The organism is Bradyrhizobium sp. HKCCYLRH2015 (assembly GCF_051168215.1).
In the GTDB taxonomy this organism is placed as follows: Bacteria; Pseudomonadota; Alphaproteobacteria; order Rhizobiales; family Xanthobacteraceae; genus Bradyrhizobium.
This window is the reverse complement of record NZ_JBNPUO010000009.1, coordinates 168,755-184,513: the sequence shown is the minus strand read 5'-3', so window position 1 is coordinate 184,513 and position 15,759 is coordinate 168,755. Positions and strand designations below refer to the sequence as shown.

The 15,759-nt window shown below is 62.8% G+C and carries 12 protein-coding genes and 1 pseudogene; 5 read left to right on the top strand and 8 right to left on the bottom strand.

What is annotated here, in order from left to right; all coding sequences use genetic code 11:
• Positions 1–3: 3 nt before the first annotated feature.
• Both ACQR1H_RS23910 and ACQR1H_RS23905 read left to right on the top strand, forming a co-directional pair.
• Positions 4–654 carry a 3-oxoacid CoA-transferase subunit B gene (locus ACQR1H_RS23910; protein WP_434908275.1) on the top strand — a complete coding sequence of 217 codons (651 nt, stop codon included), beginning with the start codon at positions 4–6 and terminating at the stop codon, positions 652–654.
• A gap of 13 nt (positions 655–667) precedes the next feature.
• On the top strand, positions 668–1,126 hold the full coding sequence (locus ACQR1H_RS23905) for a MaoC family dehydratase (RefSeq protein ID WP_434846464.1): 459 nt from the start codon (positions 668–670) through the stop codon (positions 1,124–1,126).
• 234 nt (positions 1,127–1,360) lie between these two features.
• Here the strand turns inward: ACQR1H_RS23905 and fabI are convergent, their stop codons facing one another.
• The 5 genes from fabI to ACQR1H_RS23880 are packed head-to-tail and all read right to left on the bottom strand — an operon-like array spanning position 1,361 to position 7,740.
• Positions 1,361–2,149, bottom strand: a complete 789-nt coding sequence (gene fabI / locus ACQR1H_RS23900) for an enoyl-ACP reductase FabI (protein ID WP_434883698.1) — start codon at positions 2,147–2,149, stop codon at positions 1,361–1,363.
• Entirely contained in the window at positions 2,146–3,360 is a 1,215-nt protein-coding gene (locus ACQR1H_RS23895) for an acetate/propionate family kinase (RefSeq protein WP_434908346.1), read from the bottom strand. The genes fabI and ACQR1H_RS23895 overlap by 4 nt, the downstream gene beginning before the upstream one ends.
• A 5-nt stretch (positions 3,361–3,365) precedes the next feature.
• Positions 3,366–4,328 carry a phosphate acetyltransferase gene (locus tag ACQR1H_RS23890; RefSeq protein WP_434846467.1) on the bottom strand — a complete coding sequence of 321 codons (963 nt, stop codon included), beginning with the start codon at positions 4,326–4,328 and terminating at the stop codon, positions 3,366–3,368.
• A 29-nt stretch (positions 4,329–4,357) separates the two neighbouring features.
• A complete protein-coding gene (locus ACQR1H_RS23885) occupies positions 4,358–6,583 on the bottom strand; it encodes a DUF3141 domain-containing protein (protein WP_434908274.1) in 2,226 nt (741 codons plus the stop codon).
• A 59-nt stretch (positions 6,584–6,642) separates the two neighbouring features.
• Positions 6,643–7,740, bottom strand: coding sequence for an AI-2E family transporter (locus ACQR1H_RS23880; RefSeq protein ID WP_434908273.1), 1,098 nt, complete (start codon positions 7,738–7,740; stop codon positions 6,643–6,645).
• Positions 7,741–7,939: 199 nt separating this feature from the next.
• On the opposite strand from ACQR1H_RS23880, the gene ppk2 reads away from it, so the two are divergent.
• A complete protein-coding gene (gene ppk2, locus ACQR1H_RS23875) occupies positions 7,940–8,740 on the top strand; it encodes a polyphosphate kinase 2 (protein ID WP_434908272.1) in 801 nt (266 codons plus the stop codon).
• A gap of 144 nt (positions 8,741–8,884) precedes the next feature.
• Here ppk2 and ACQR1H_RS23870 read toward each other — a convergent pair whose 3' ends face one another.
• A complete protein-coding gene (locus ACQR1H_RS23870) occupies positions 8,885–10,576 on the bottom strand; it encodes a SulP family inorganic anion transporter (protein ID WP_434883702.1) in 1,692 nt (563 codons plus the stop codon).
• Positions 10,577–10,785: 209 nt separating this feature from the next.
• On the opposite strand from ACQR1H_RS23870, the gene ACQR1H_RS23865 reads away from it, so the two are divergent.
• Positions 10,786–11,289, top strand: coding sequence for an HdeA/HdeB family chaperone (locus ACQR1H_RS23865; RefSeq protein ID WP_434908271.1), 504 nt, complete (start codon positions 10,786–10,788; stop codon positions 11,287–11,289).
• 599 nt (positions 11,290–11,888) lie between these two features.
• Here the strand turns inward: ACQR1H_RS23865 and ACQR1H_RS23860 are convergent.
• A complete protein-coding gene (locus tag ACQR1H_RS23860) occupies positions 11,889–12,155 on the bottom strand; it encodes a conjugal transfer protein TraD (protein WP_434908270.1) in 267 nt (88 codons plus the stop codon).
• 1 nt (position 12,156) lies between these two features.
• A pseudogene (locus ACQR1H_RS23855) lies at positions 12,157–12,482 on the bottom strand (conjugal transfer protein TraD).
• Positions 12,483–12,653: 171 nt separating this feature from the next.
• Between ACQR1H_RS23855 and traA the strand changes: the two are divergent.
• A complete protein-coding gene (gene traA, locus ACQR1H_RS23850; RefSeq protein ID WP_434908269.1) occupies positions 12,654–15,665 on the top strand; it encodes a Ti-type conjugative transfer relaxase TraA in 3,012 nt (1,003 codons plus the stop codon).
• The last annotated feature ends 94 nt before the right edge of the window (positions 15,666–15,759 follow it).

The following is a 15,759-nucleotide window of genomic DNA, read 5'->3' as shown; positions in this document are numbered from 1 at the left end:
GTCATGGAAGCACCGGAGATCATCGCCCGTCGCGTCGCGCAGGAGCTTCATGCCGGCGACCTCGTGAATCTCGGAATCGGCATTCCGACGCTGGTGGCCAACTACGTCCCGACGGGCCTGAACGTTTTCTTTCAGTCCGAGAACGGATTGATCGGCACCGGGCCGATCCCCGAGCAGGGGTTGGCGCATCCTCTGCTGACGGATGCCGGGGGCCGTCCAATCAGCGCGCTGCCCGGCGCCAGCACGTTCGACAGTGCGATGTCGTTCGGACTGATCCGCGGCGGTCATGTCGATGTGACCGTGCTTGGCGGCCTCCAGGTCGATGCGCTAGGACTCCTCGCCAACTGGACGATCCCGGGCAAGATGGTGCCGGGGATGGGCGGCGCCATGGACCTCGTCAGCGGCGCCAGGAGCGTCATCGTCGCCATGCAGCACGCGGCCAAGGGCAAGTCGAAGATTGTCAACCGATGCAATCTTCCCCTGACCTCGGTGCGGCCGGTCAGCCTGGTCGTAACCGACATGGCTGTCATCGGCTTCCCCGAAGGCAAGGCCACCTTGCTCGAGACTGCGCCAGGCGTCAGTGTCGGCGAGGTCATGGCGGTGACCGAAGCCGAGCTCGTCGTTCCCGACAGCGTTCCGGAAATGAAGATCTGACGAGGATGCGACCATGCGGATATTTGGCGATTTCAGCGAGCTCAAAGCCGCCGTTGGGACCGAAATCGGCGTCAGCGACTGGGTCGAAGTTTCGCAGGACCGCATCAACCAGTTTGCGCAAGCGACCTGCGACGAGCAGTGGATTCACGTCGACCAGGAGCGTGCCGCAAAGGAAGCGCCCGGCGGAAAGACCATCGCGCACGGCCTGCTTTCACTCTCGCTCGCACCGCTTTTCATCCGGTCGGTGATGGGTCTGAAGGGCCTGCGGAACACCCTGAACTACGGCGCAGATCGGATACGATATCTGGCCCCGGTGCCCGCCGGCTCCAGGCTGCGCGGCCGGATCACCGTCGCGGAAGCCGAGGACGTGCCGCCGGACGGCCTGCGCGTCAACTATCACCTGGTGATCGAGATCGAGGGCAGCAAAAAGCCCGCCTGTGTGGCCGAGCTGATCGCCCTGCACTATCGCTGAGTGCGGAAGATGCCCGCTCTGAGCCGTCAGTCACCGTCGCACGCCTGACACTGCGGCAGCGATGTGAAGCGGCACTCAACGTCACGCCCCGCCGCCCAGTCATCACCTTCGTGAAAACGAGATATCGGGATTCATAGGTTCGATGTCTGAGTTTGCAGACGTGAGCCGACGACCCGCAGCAACATGCGTGGCACGAAGGCGCGCAACTCCCCGAGCGCTGCTGGGCCTGCGCGCTCAGTCGATGATGTGATAGCCGCCATCGATATACAGGACGCCACCGGTGATGAGCTTGGCGCCGTCGAGAGCCAGGAACGCCGTTGCGTTGCCGACATCCTCGATGCTGACGAGTCTGCGTGCAGGCGCGGTTGATCGCGCCTTGTCCATGAGCTCGTCGAATTCAGGAATGCCTGACGCCGCGCGCGTGGCGAGCGGGCCAGGCGAGATCGCATGCACGCGTATGCCCTTCGGGCCCAGTTCTGCCGCGGCGTAGCGGACGGCTGCTTCCAGCGCTGCCTTCGCCACACCCATGATGTTGTAATTCTCCACGACCATCTGGCTGCCGTAGTAGGTCATGGTGAACATGGTGCCGCCATTCTTCATCAGCGGTTCGGCGAGGTGCGCCATCCGCAGGAACGACCAGCAGGAGACGTCCATGGTCTTGAGAAAGCCGTCACGGCCGACGTCGACCACGCGTCCGTGCAGGGCTTCCTTCGGCGAGAACGCGATCGAGTGCAGCATGAAGTCGAGCTGGCCCCATTCCTTCGAGATGCGCTCGAACACCGCCTCCGTCTGCCCCTCCGCCATGACGTCCAACGGCATGAAGATCGGCGCTTCCAGCGCCTGGGCGAGCGGTTCGACATGCTTCCTGGCACGATCGTTCAGGTAGGTGACCGCCAGATCGGCTCCGAGCGCGCGAAACGCTCTCGCGCACCCCCACGCGATCGACTGGTCGTTGGCGATGCCGACGATGAGGCCTTTCTTCCCCTTCAAGGCAACCTTGGAATCCGGAAATACGGGAATCATGGCACCCTCTCTTGTCTTGGGTTGGTCGATGGCCGGTTCATCAGCAGCGACAGTGTGTGCTGGGCAACCATCAGTTCTTCGTCGGTCGGAACGACGTAGACAGGAACGAGGGTGCCGGAGCGCGATATCAGCCGCGAATGACGGGTGTTCTCGGCGGCATCGAGTGCGATGCCGAGCCATTCGAGTCGCTCGGATACCCGCGCGCGGATCCTTGCGGAGTTCTCGCCGATCCCGGCCGTGAAGACGAACGCATCGAGACCCTGCAATGCGGCGGCGAGCATGCCGACATTGAGGCAAATCCGATGGACAAAATAGTCGATCGCCAAAGCGGCTTTTCCGTCTGCGCTGGCCTCGAGCTCGCGCATGTCGTTGCTGACACCGGACAGGCCCTTCAGCCCACATTCGCGATAGAGGAAATCCTGCACTTTCGACGCCGACATTCCCTCCTCGGACATCAGATACAGCACCACGCCTGGATCGAGCTGGCCGGGGCGCGTGCCCATCGGAAGCCCGTCCAGCGCGGTAAATCCCATCGTGCTCTCGACGCTCTGACCGGATTTCATCGCACACATGGATGCCCCGCTGCCGAGATGAGCGACGATCACCCGGCCTTGCGCGATATCGGGCGCGATCTGCGGCAGCGATTTCGCGATGTATTCGTAGGACAATCCGTGGAATCCGTAGCGCCGCACTCCCTCCGCGTGAAGCTGATGCGGAATCGCGTAATGGTCGGCAACCGCGCTATGCGTCCGATGGAATGCGGTATCGAAGCAGGCGACCTGCGGCAGCGCCGGAAAGGCTGCGAGGATCGATCGAATGGGTGACAGATTGTGCGGCTGATGCAGCGGCGCCAGCGGAATGAACCGCTCCAGGCGCGCAACAACGCCGTGATCGATCAGCACGGGCTTGCCATAGTCCGGGCCGCCGTGCACGACACGATGGCCGACCGCAATGGGATCGATGCGAAGCTCGTGGCGCAGCCAATCACCGGCGATCGCCATTGCCGCGGCAACATCCGGGACGGCCTCGATCGGATAGGCACGGTCGGCCATCGAATCGCCGTTCACGCCGCTGGCCCGCAATCGCGGCCGGCTCCCGATGCCGTCGATCTGCCCCTTGATCCGGCGCCGCAGCCGGCCTTCCCCCTCGATCGAGAAGACTTGGAACTTGACGCTGGAGGAGCCTGCGTTGATGACGAGGATGGTGTCCATGACGATCACGCGGCGATTGTTGGCGCGTGTTGACGCCGGGCGTTGGCGTAGAGCGCTGCCACCGCGCAGGACGCCATGCGCGCGCGCGGCGTGTCGGCGCGCGACGTCAGCACGACCGGCACCCGGGCACCCAGCACGATGCCGGCGCCATCTGCCTTGGCGAAATAGGCAAGGTTCTTCGCCAGCATATTCCCGGCCTCGAGGTCCGGAACGACCAGGATCTGTGCGCGGCCCGCGACCTCGGACTTGATTCCCTTGATCCGCGCCGCTTCGGCGTCGATGGCGTTGTCGAACGCCAGCGGGCCGTCGAGCAGCCCGCCGGTGATCTGACCGCGGTCGGCCATCTTGCAGAGCGCCGCCGCCTCGATCGTCGACGGAATCTTTGTCGTCACGGTTTCGACCGCCGACAGGATCGCCACCCGAGGCGTTTTGCCGAAGCCGGCCTGGTTGTAGAGATCGATGGCGTTCTGGATGATATCGCGCTTGGCGTCGAGATCAGGAAAGATGTTGATGGCCGCGTCCGTCACCAGCAGCGTCTCATCGTAGGCTGGCACGTCCATGACGAACACATGGCTGATGCGTCGTTCGGTGCGAAGGCCACCGACCTTTGCGGTGACGGCGCGCATCAGTTCGTCGGTATGAAGGCTGCCCTTCATCAGCATCTCGCCTCTGGCGGCGTGAATGAGCTCGACACCTCTGGTAGCGGCCTCCTCGCTGTGCGCGGCATCGACGATCTCGAAGCCGGAGATGTCCAGGCCGTGCTTGCTTGCGACTTCCCTGATCTTCCTTGCCGGTCCAACCAGGATCGGCCGGATGATGCCGGCTTCCGCGCTTTCAATCGTGCCACGCAACGATGTTTCGTCACACGGATGCACGACGATAGTTGGGACCGCCGGCACGGCCTTGGCCGCCGCAATCAAACGGTCATACTTGCTGGTCGCCTGCTGTTGCCTTGTCTCGGCCGACATCCTGCCACTCCCATTCCTTGCAACCGGCGTTACGACGCTTTCGCCTTCGGATCGAAAGGGGCAACGTTCGACTTCTCGGGCTCTTGTGTGACGTCGACGCCGAACAAATCCGCGACGCGCTTCAGGCGGCTGGCGCGCGCGCCGGTGATGTCGCCGCTCGCGGACAGCACCGCCCGTATCGCCGCGAATGCGCTCCGCTTCTGGTCACCATCATCAGGCAGCAGCTTCGGGATGGCAGCCAATGCCCCCTCTTCATCGAGAAGCAGCATGAAGAACTGCTCCCGCACCAGGCTCTTGAACTCTGGCAGCGTCAATCGTTGAGCACCATAGTCGCGACGCACCTGCCGCAGCGCCTCGATGCTTCGTTCATCGACCATTCCACGTGCCGAACCGATGTACAGCAGGCTGCGAATGGCCGCCTCGCGAAGGCCGCCCTCGCCGATCTTGGATTTGAGCTCGGCGATCCGCTTCTCCAGAACGGCACGGTGCTCGGCAGCCATCTCCCGCCGGCGTGACGGTTCTGACTGCGGGTCGATTCCAAGCACCGCCTGCAGTGCCGGTGAGCCGTACACGTTGAGGAAAATGGCCTCGCTCAGCGCCTCCGATGAGTCGCGCCAGCTATCCAGCATATGGACGATCTGCTTGGACATCTGTTCTTGGAACGACAGGAACGGATTGTCCTTCGAGACCGGCTTGCGGTTCTGTTCGATCTCGTCCGCGGCCGACTTGACTGCGGTCATCCAGGGATTGTGGCTGCTCAATGCTTCATATTGCAGTCGCAGCGGATGCAGCTTGCGCATCGTCTCCGCCATCTGGGGCGTCACAATCGTCCTGATCCACGGCTGAACGAACTTCTGGTAGGCGGCGAGATTGAGCTCGGAGACGCGCTTGGCGGCGGCGAAGCGGCGCTCGTCCTCCGGCGAGTTACCGCCCATGGCCCTGATATCGTCGAGCGTTCGGGCCTCGCAGCGCATCACCCATTGGCCGACGACGAGCTCGGAGTTTGCAGTCTCCTCTCCCTTGGCGTCGAACGTCGCCTCATAGAGCCCCGGCGGGAGCACGTCGATCAGGTCGATATTGCTGGAGAATTCCGCGTGTTCCTTCTTGGCAACGCCGCCCGACACGAAAATGCCGAGATGGCCGACGCTCTGATGGACCGTATAGACGATCGTCTGACCGTAGGCCCGAATATCATCGACGTCGGCATAGCAATCGAGGATCCAGTCCAATGCCTGCTGCGGCGGTGTAACGTTATCGCCCTCGGAGCAGAACACCACAATCGGCGAGCCGATGTTGCGCAAGTCCACCTTCTCGCCGTTCGACATCTCGATCTTGCCGGCCGCGAGATTGTTGCCGATGAAAAGCTCATCGACGATGAACTGGATTTCCTCGGCGTTCAGGTTGACGTGCCCACCCCACCAGCGCTCGAATTCGAGGTAACGCTCGGCTTCGGTGTCGACCTTGGAATAGACGTTGTATTGCTTGGTCCAAAGAGTATTGGACGGGTTCTGGTTCTCGAAATTCTGCACCAGCCAAGCGCCGTCGAACTTGCCGCCGCCGAGATCGCTGGTCAGCGCCGTCAGCCAGCTACCACCCAACAGGCCGCCCGAATAACGCATCGGATATCTGCCATGCACGCCAGCCCAGTAGGACAGCGGCGCGCCCGCGATGATCAGCGGCCCGAACAGTTCCGGCCGGAGCGCCGCCAGGATCATCACGGCCCAGCCGGCCTGACAGTTGCCGATCACGCAAGGCTTCCCGTCGGCTTCCGGATGCCGGCTGATGACCCTCTCGATGAAGAGCGCCTCGGCACGTGCGACGCGCTCGATGGTTTGTCCGGGCATGGGGTCCGGCAGAAAGCCGATGAAATAGCAGGGGTGCCCTGCCTTCATCGCGACGCCGATTTCGCTGTCCGCCTTGAAGCCGCCGATACCCGGACCATGGCCAGCGCGCGGATCCACCACGATGAATGGCCGCCGTGCGAGGTCGATCACGACGCCTTTGGGCGGAATGATGCGGACCAGCGCGTAGTTGACCGGCTCATCGAGCTTGCGGCCGTCGACGATCAACTCGGCGGCATATTGCAGAACATGCGGTGCGGTCTTGGCGATGTGCTCGCGGTAGCCGTCACCGCGCCGTCGCATCACGTCCAGGAACAGCACGCTCCGCTGTCCCGCATCGATCATGTATTCCACAGCCGAGGCGACAAGCCCGGACATGGGACCGCCCGGTACGTCTACAGTCTTGCTTGGCATGTTCTCACCTCATCGGCGCACAAGCACATTCGAGAAGTCCCGCGATGCGCAACGTTGATCTAGGTCAACGTTCTACGATTGTCGGCGGCTCCGCCCTGGGCGCGATCGTCACGAACCCAGGCCACCAATAGTTCCCAGGACACGGCCAGAATGATCGGTCCGATGAAGAGGCCGACAATTCCGTGCGCGAGGGTGCCGCCGATCACGCCGAGGAAAATGACCAGCGTGGGCGTCGTCAGGCCCCGTCCCATCACGAGCGGCTTCAAAACATTGTCGAGCAGGCCGACGACGACGAAAAACACCGTCAACAGCAGCGCGGTCGTGACATCCTTGTCCATCCAGATCCAGATGATCACGGGAAGAAGAACGACTGCGGCGCCGATCTGCACGATGCTGAGAAGCATGACGGCAAACGCCAGCAGCCCGGCACTTGGAATCCCGGCCATCTTGAAGCCGATGCCAGCCAACAAGGCCTGTAGCACGGCGACGCCGATCACACCTTGGGACACAGCGCGGATCGTCGCGCCAGCAAGATCCAGAAAATGTTCGCTCTGCTCAGGGACAATATGGGAGAGAAACCGCCGCCCCGCCCCAACCAATTGAGAACCGTAGGGAAAGAGAACCCCCGCGACGAGCACCGCCAAGATGAATTTGAGCGTTCCGACACCGGCGCCACCCGCAAGCCCAAGCATCGTCCGCGCCACAGGCTTCAGATGCGGGCCGATCTCGCGCAAGACGGCCCGGATGTTATTGGATGCCTGGCTCCACAATTCGTGGAGCTGAGGCCCTACGAGCCACCAATCCTTGATCCGTTCCGGTGGCGATGGGATGGCGAAGTTTCCTGAACCCAGCTCGCCGGCAAACTCCCTCACCCCGTCGACCGCCTCCAGGCCAAGCCAGGTTGCGGGGCCGACGATGATGGCAATGTTGATCGACGTGAGAATGATCGCGGCAAGCCCCGGACTGCCGCCCAATAGCTTGGCCAGCCAGATGAATACGGGGTGCAGCGCAACCGCGAGAACGAGCGCCCAGGCGAGGATCGGCACGAACGGACGGATCAATACGAACGTCCACACGATCAACAAGGCGAGCAATCCGAGCCGGATCACCAGCTGGATCATTTCCTCCCCGGTGAGAAGCTGGCGAAGTGTCCGCACGACCGCGCTCCCGTTTGGAGTATGACCGAGCTAGCTTCGGCGTTTGCGTCCCAATCTTGATCCAGATCAAGCAAAGGAAAATGGAGGCTTGATTGGCTAGAGCCAATCTCCGGCCTGCTCGAGCAGGAGGCCGCGCGATCAACCTGACGGAGACAGGCTGGGAGCACGGTGTCGGAGGGGAAATCGTGAAGAGGGCCACATGGCAAAGACCGAACCCGCGGGGCACATGAAGCGCAAGAACTATGAGAAGCACCTTGAAGGGCTGCAGGTCGAGTTGTGCCATCTCCAGGACTTCGTCAAGGCGAACAACCTTCGGATCATCATCCTCTTCGAAGGCCGGGACGCCGCTGGCAAGGGCGGGACGATCAAGGCGATCACGGAAAAGGTCAGCCCGCGAGTGTTTCGCGTCGTCGCGCTTCCGGCGCCGTCCGATCGCGAAAAGACGCAGCTTTTCTTTCAGCGCTACATGGAGCGGTTTCCCGCTGGCGGTGAGATCGTCATCTTCGACCGGAGCTGGTACAACCGCGCCGGCGTTGAATATGTGATGGGCTTTTGTGCACCCGCCGAGCACGAGCGCTTCCTCACGCTCTGTCCATTGATGGAGAAGTACATCATCGACGGCGGCATCGTCCTGATCAAGTTCTGGCTCGAGGTCGGGATGGACGAGCAGGAACGGCGCTTCAAGGCACGCATCGACGATCCCCTCCGTCAGTGGAAGCTGAGCCCGATGGACTTGGAATCCTATCGACGCTGGTACGACTATTCGCGAGCGCGCGACCTGATGCTGAAGAAGACCAGCACCAAGCACGCGCCATGGTACATCGTTCGCTCCGACGACAAGCGCCGGGCCCGTCTGAACTGCATCGCGCACCTGCTGGAAGCAATCCCCTACCAGCGCGTCAAGAAGGACAAGGTCGAGCTTCCGCCGCGCTCCGACAGGGGGCACTACAACGACCAGGTCACCCTGCGCGGCATGAACTTCGTTGCCGAAAGATACTGATACCGACGGGATGACGTGGCTGCCCCCTTGCGGGCGCTCTTCCAAAATGCCGACCATCAGACCGCGGCCCAATTGAATAGACGAAGCCGCAATGGACCGCAATTGGCGGGACAGCGTCCGGATCGAATCTCATAACGAGCAGAACTACTTCGCCGGCGCGTCGCCAAGCACCCGGTCGAGCGATTGCATCCACTTCGCGCTATCGGTCTTCTCCGCCAAGCCTTCGGCCCGCAGCAGATCGCGGACCTGTGCATGTGCACCGACGACGCATAGTACAACGTGACGGGACGCGAGGTCGTCGTAAAGATCGCGCAACATGCGCGCGCCGGCCATGTCGATATAGGGTGCCGCCGAGAGGTCGCAGGCGACCAGCCTGACATCGTGCGACCTGGACAGCACGCTGAACACCGCCTCCAGAACCGAGTCGGCATTGATGTAGAGCAGCGAGGCTTCGGGGCGAAAGGCGATGACGCCGGGCAGCGGCTCGACATCCTGATGCCTGGCGCTATCGGAATAGCGGCCGCTGCCGGGCAGACGGCCGAGGAATGCCACATTGGGGCGCGAGGCGCGTGCCAGCAGCAGGAAGATGGACGCAATCGAGGCCAGCAGAACGCCTTGCAGAATTCCGAGCAGCAGCACGGCCACAAGAGCGATCGTTGCAGCCAGGAAGTCGATGCGGCTGACCTTCCACATTCGCAGCAGAGTACGGACGTCGACCAGCCGGTAAACCGCGGCAAACACGATTGCCGCCAGCACCGCCTTGGGCAGGTTGGTAAGCAAGCTCGTGAAGAACAGCAGGCACAGGGCAAGCGCGACCGAGCAGATCACGAGAGCCAAGGGCGTGCGGGCGCCCGCGTTGTCATTGACCGCGGATTGCGACAGGCCGCCGGCAACGGGATAGCCATGGCCGAAGGCGGCAGCCAGGTTCGCGGCTCCCAGTCCCAGAAACTCCTGCCGCACGTCCAAGCCATAGTCGTGCTTGGCAGCGAAGCTGCGGGCCGCGGAGACACCCTCGATATAAGCCAACAGCACACATCCGGCGGCGAGCGGGAATAGATCGTCGAACTCCACCAGACCGAATGTCGGCGGTCGCAGCGACGGCAATCCCTCGGGAATCCTCCCTGTGACCGGCACGCCGGCAGCCGGCAGCCCAAGCAATGTCGCAACCAGGATCGACAACGCCACGATCGTGATCCCGACCGGCTTACCTGGCAGAAGCCGCTCACCAAGCAACAACAGCGCGAGCGCCCCAGCGCCGATCGCCATGACGAGGAGATTGACGTCGCCCAGCTGACCGGCGAGCCTGATACCGCGATCAAAGAAATTGTGCCCACCGCCAGCAACCCCGAACACGCTCGGCAACTGGCTCATGATGATGGTGAGCCCCGCGCCGGCCTTGAAGCCGACCAGAATGCTGTCGCTGACCAGGCGGACGAGAACACTGAGCTTGAACAGCCAGCAGGCAAAGCACAAGACCGCGACCGCGCACGCCGCAAGGCTGGCGATCTGCGCGTATCGCACTGCATCCCCACCCGCGAGCGCACCGACGGTGGAGGCAATCATAAGCGAAATCGCCGACGTTGGACCGATCGCGAGCTGCCGCGAGGAACCAAGCGAGGCATAGCCGACGCCGCCGAGCATATAGCCGTAGATGCCGACCTGCGGCGGCAGGCCGGCGAGCGTCGCGTAAGCCAGCGATACGGGGATCGCATAAGCTGCCAACGTTATTCCGGCCACCGCGTCCGAGGGGAGCCATTCGCGACGATAGGCTGCCAACCAGCCGCAGACTGGAAAGAATCGCGTCCATCCCGCGCGTTGGTCGGACGTCAAGCTCATTCAAACACCTCGTGACGCTGGACCGCACGGCGGGGCGAAACAAGCAAGCGAGCGGCTACGGAGATGCCGAGCGCACGCCCCGCGGCTTTCACCGGATGTGTCGACGGCCGCCAACTCATGATCTTGATTTAGATCAACGGTCGCGCATCGCCGACCCATCTCTTCGAGGCTTCCAGGTGCTGCTACAGCAGTCGAGACAGGAGTCCCCAATGCGCAATAGCCTGCTTTCAATCGTCGCGGTGCTGTCCCTCGCGTCAGTCCAGGCAGCCGCACAGGTTCCGCAAAGTACCTACAGTGACGCCAACCGCTACCTCGACGTCCAAAAGCTCACATGCAGACAACTGGCCGGCACGTTTCAAGAAGACGCCGATCTTCTGGTTGCCTGGTATAGCGGGTGGTACAACGGACTGACGCGAAAGCACCTTCCGAACCCTGACGAAGCCAAGAGACTCGAGCACGACATTATCGTTCATTGCAAGACCAATCCCGACATACGCGTCATTGATGCCGTCGCCGTCATATTCAAGGACGAGAGGATGCGACTTGGTCAAGATGGCGCGTTAACACCGAGGGCCGGCTGGCTGATCACGCCTGTCAAACGCTCAGCTGAGCAGCCGCTTGAACAAGTAAAACAGCTCATCAGCGAGAGGACGAAACGCCATGAAGCACGTGACATTGATGGGACTCGCGGCCAGCGCCCTGCTGGGGCTTGACTGCGGTCATGGTTGAATCGGCGCCGGCCGAAGCCGTTGTCTACTGCCAGTACGTCAACTATCCGCCGAGCTGCGTCGCAAGAGCCGACGTCGTGCTGAGGCCTCGCCCCGTCGCGCGCGCAGCTGTACGGGCAAGCACGGTTCGCCCGACCAATCTGAACGGCGGCGTCAGCCGCGTTGGCGTGCGGCGATAGGCGATCGGTCGAATTCGACCCGACATATGACATTCATGAACATCGGATATCGGTGGCGCCCCCACAAGCAAGAAGCGGCCCCTTCTTGGCTGTCCATTTGATGCCAGCCGTATCTGGCTCAATTGCTGACATCCATCGCTTCTTGATGAGTTGTCTCCAATGATTTCGACCTCGTCTGAGAGCCCGTAGCAGCCGCCCGCATCGCCCCCCCGGTTGGCGTTCGAGGTACGATCGAACGGCTATTTGGCATGATCAATTTCGTTTAAGAAGCACACGCGACTCAGCCGCCATGACCTGGCCATCGTAGACGCCGATCAGGCGAGCTCCTCGCGGAGGCAACAGGAAGTATACCGAAGGAGTGTCGAATACGTTCTGCGTCACCTGCGCTGTAGTCATAGTTGCACATCAACGACGAACTGCTGAAGCAGCTCGATATGTCCGCTTTTGAGCTGCGGAGCCCGCCTCTAACGCTTTTTCCCCCTTGGCGGCCCATAGCTCACGCTCCTCTTTGCCTTGATCGCTTTGGAGCCGGTCAGCGATCCAGAGCAACGCACCGTAGAGAGTGGCGCGATCATCGCCCGTCAGGTCCACCACTCCGGCTTTGACGACGAGTCCGCCCAGTTCGATGAGATGCCGTGTGCGCTTGCGGCGCTCAATCTGCCATGTGCGCATGTCATGTCGCGCTCTTGCGGCCTGATGGCGGTTGCACGCCGCTCGGTGGCGTAGAAGCGCCATACATGTTGCGATCAGTTGCTGGCGCATTTCCTCGCGCCCGGCTTTGAAAGAGCGCGGCCCCGCGCCCGGCCCATGCGTCCCTGTTTCCGGCTTACTTTGTCTCGGCTAGCACATCAGCGCGTCGGCCAGTTCATCGGCGCTTAGTGAGTCAGCTCCTGTGGCGATAACGAGTCCGCCGAGCTGCCGCACCTTGCGGGTCTTCAGGCCTCGCGCCTTGTCCTCGAGTGCCTTTAGGTTCGCATCAAAGTCCCTTGGTTTGCGCATCGTTGTCTCCATGAGTGTCGATGGGCAAATGATAGTCGAGCATCACGCACAATGCTGTAAGGTCGTCAGGACGGCCTGGGACCCGGTAATCCCGCCCGAGATTTTTTCGAGGGAGGGCGCGCTTATACGTCGTTCCGACGTGCGCTTCGCTGTGCCAGTGATCTGATCGCGATGGCGATCTATCATCTTCACGTCAAGGTCATTGGCCGCAAGGCCGGGAGCAGCGCGGTGGCTTCAGCCGCCTACCGCTCAGGCTCGCGGCTGCGCGACGAGCGGCTCGGCCGCGATCAGGATTTTTCTGGAAAGCGCGGCGTCGTCCATTCCGAGGTGATGCTGCCGGAGAATGCGCCGGAGGCGTGGAGCGACCGCGAGCGGCTCTGGAACGATGTCGAAGCATTCGAAGTCCGCAAGGACGCCCAGCTGACCCGGGAGATCGAGTTCGCCCTTCCGCGAGAACTGACTGAGGCGCAGGGCATCGAGCTGGCTCGGGACTTCGTTCAGAGCGAGTTCGTCCGTCGCGGCATGATCGCCGATCTCAATGTGCATTGGGACAGGGCCGAGGACGGCCTGCCCAAACCCCATGCCCATGTCATGCTGACAATGCGCGCGGTCGACGAGAACGGGTTCGGCCAAAAAGTACGAGACTGGAACCGCACCGAGATGGTTGAGCGCTGGCGGCGGCGCTGGGCCGAGCTCGCTAACGAGCGCTTGTCCGAGCTCGACATCGACGCGCGGATCGACCATCGGAGTCTGGAGGCCCAGGGTATCGCGCTTGAGCCGCAAAGCCAGATCGGCGCGCCGGCGAAGCGGATTAATGTTCGGGGCATTGCGGGCGGAGGGTTTGAGGCCGATCGCGCCGAGATGCACCGCGAGATCGCGCGGAACAATGGCGCGCGGATCATCGCCGATCCCAGCGTTGGGTTGGAGGCTATCACCCAGCAGCAATCGACCTTCACACGCCGCGACCTCGCCAAGTTCGGGCACCGTCACAGTGACGGGATGGACCAGTTCAATCAGGTCATGGGCGCGATGCAGGGAGCGCCCGATCTGGTTGAACTCGGTAAGGACGGTCGCGGCGAGGATCGGTTCACCACCCGCGGAATGGTCGATGCGGAGCAGCGCCTGCACCGGGCCGCTGAACGGATGGCGAAACGGTCGCGCCATGAGGTACGCGATCTCGATCGCCAGGCTGCTTTGGCGAGTGCGGAAGTGCGCGGCCTGGTGCTGTCGTCCGAGCAGACCGAGGCATTGGCGCACGTCACAGACGGGCGCGATCTCAGCGTCGTTGTCGGCCATGCCGGGACGGGAAAGAGCGCCATGCTGGGGGTGGCGCGGGAGGCGTGGAAAGCAGCCGGCTTCGAGGTCCGGGGCGTCGCGCTGTCCGGCATTGCGGCGGAAAACCTCGAGAGCGGATCGGGCATTGCCTCGCGCACGATCGCCAGCCTGGAGCACGGCTGGGGACAGGGTCGTGACCTGCTCAAATCGACCGATGTGCTCGTCATCGACGAGGCGGGGATGGTCGGCACGCGGCAGCTCGAACGCGTGCTGTCGCATGCGACCGAGGCCGGCGCAAAGGTGGTGCTGGTCGGTGATCCGCAACAGTTGCAGGCCATCGAAGCCGGCGCGGCGTTCCGGTCGATTCATGAGCGTCACGTCGGCGCCGAGATCGGTGACGTGCGCCGTCAGAGGGAGGACTGGCAACGCGACGCCACGCGTGATCTGGCGACCGGCAAGGTGGGCCACGCGCTTGAGGCGTACCGCGCCCACGGCATGGTGCATGAGTCTGAGAGTCGCGACCAGGCGCGCGGCGATCTGATTGATCACTGGGATCGCGACCGGCAGTCATCACTGGATCGGAGCCGTATCATCCTGACCCACACGAACGACGAGGTCCGCATCCTGAACGAGGCAGCGCGCGAGCGGATGCGGGCAGCTGGCGATCTCGGCGACGACGTGGAGGTGACGGTCGAGCGCGGCGCGAGAAACTTTGCCAGTGGGGATCGGGTGATGTTCCTGCAGAACGAGCGAGGCCTTAGCGTCAAGAACGGCACGCTCGGAACCATCGAGCAGGTCAGCGCGCAGTCCATAGCCGTGCAGACCGACGATGGCCGATCCGTGCGCTTCGACCTCAAGGATTACAATCGGCTCGACCATGGCTATGCGGCGACAATCCATAAGGCGCAGGGCATGACGGTCGACCGCGTCCATGTCCTGGCGACGCCCGGCATGGACGCCCACAGCAGCTATGTCGCCCTGTCGCGGCATCGCGACGAGGTGGACCTGCATTATGGTCGCGATGATTTTGCCAATGCAGACCGGCTTACCCGCGCCCTGTCGCGCGACCGCGCCAAGGACATGGCCTCGGATTACGAGCGCGCCGATCCGCTCCAGAGCTACGCCGAGCGGCGTGGGATCACCTTCCGCGATCGCGTGACCGAGATCGTGCGCAAGATCATGCCCGAGAAGCTGCGTGACATCTTCGACGGCCTGCGCCCTTCGGCTGATGTGGCCGGACTGCATATCGGACAGAGACCCGAACGGGCAACGCCGAAAAGGGAAAGCAGCGATCCCGCAGCCGACCGGCGCGGAGCCAAAGTCCCGGCAAGGAACGTGGCGCCAGATCCCGAAGCGGACGCACGTCGCGTCCGGACCCGGGCGCTGGTGCGCCATGCTCGCGCGGTGGATGCGATCTTCGCGGCGCGGGAGAAGAGCGGCCGAGCGAGTAGCGAACAGGTGAAAGAGTTGCAAAAGGCGCGTCAAGCTTTCGAGGAGGTGCGCCCCTTTGGCTCGCACGACGCTGAAGCCGCATATAGGAAGAACCCGGAGCTCGCCCGGGAAGCTGCCGGCGGACGTCTCAGCGGCGTTATCCGCGCGCTTCAGCTCGAGACCGAACTGCGCATCGATCCTGCCCGTCGCGCCGAAGCCTTTGTTGAGCGATGGCGGAAGCTCGACCAGACCAGCCAGCGCCTATATCAGGCGGGCGACTTGTCCGGCTACAAGGCTACGCGCTCAGCGATGAGCGACATGGCGAAAACTCTCGAACGCGACCCGCAATTGGAATCCATCCTCGCCGGTCGCAAGAACGATCTCGGCATTGCATTCGAATCAGGCCGCCGGCTCGGCCAGGATCTGGCCTTCGTCCATGGCATCGATCTCGGCAGAGGCCGAAGCCTTGGAATTTGACCCATCCCGTTTGCCGCCGGCTCTGCGCTACACCCGGCAACGCGCGAGCTCCTATTGCCCGCCTGCACCTGTTTGGCCTCTCTGATCTTACAAG

Bases quoted from the DNA above. Each gene is read 5' to 3' on its own strand.
- ppk2 (WP_434908272.1), top strand. From the start codon at position 7,940: ATGGCAAAGACCGAACCCGCGGGGCACATGAAGCGCAAGAACTATGAG.
- ACQR1H_RS23905 (WP_434846464.1), top strand. From the start codon at position 668: ATGCGGATATTTGGCGATTTCAGCGAGCTCAAAGCCGCCGTTGGGACC.
- fabI (WP_434883698.1), bottom strand. From the start codon at position 2,149: ATGATTCCCGTATTTCCGGATTCCAAGGTTGCCTTGAAGGGGAAGAAA.
- ACQR1H_RS23910 (WP_434908275.1), top strand. From the start codon at position 4: ATGGAAGCACCGGAGATCATCGCCCGTCGCGTCGCGCAGGAGCTTCAT.
- ACQR1H_RS23890 (WP_434846467.1), bottom strand. From the start codon at position 4,328: ATGTCGGCCGAGACAAGGCAACAGCAGGCGACCAGCAAGTATGACCGT.
- ACQR1H_RS23885 (WP_434908274.1), bottom strand. From the start codon at position 6,583: ATGCCAAGCAAGACTGTAGACGTACCGGGCGGTCCCATGTCCGGGCTT.
- ACQR1H_RS23860 (WP_434908270.1), bottom strand. From the start codon at position 12,155: ATGCGCACATGGCAGATTGAGCGCCGCAAGCGCACACGGCATCTCATC.
- traA (WP_434908269.1), top strand. From the start codon at position 12,654: ATGGCGATCTATCATCTTCACGTCAAGGTCATTGGCCGCAAGGCCGGG.
- ACQR1H_RS23895 (WP_434908346.1), bottom strand. From the start codon at position 3,360: ATGGACACCATCCTCGTCATCAACGCAGGCTCCTCCAGCGTCAAGTTC.
- ACQR1H_RS23870 (WP_434883702.1), bottom strand. From the start codon at position 10,576: ATGAGCTTGACGTCCGACCAACGCGCGGGATGGACGCGATTCTTTCCA.
- ACQR1H_RS23865 (WP_434908271.1), top strand. From the start codon at position 10,786: ATGCGCAATAGCCTGCTTTCAATCGTCGCGGTGCTGTCCCTCGCGTCA.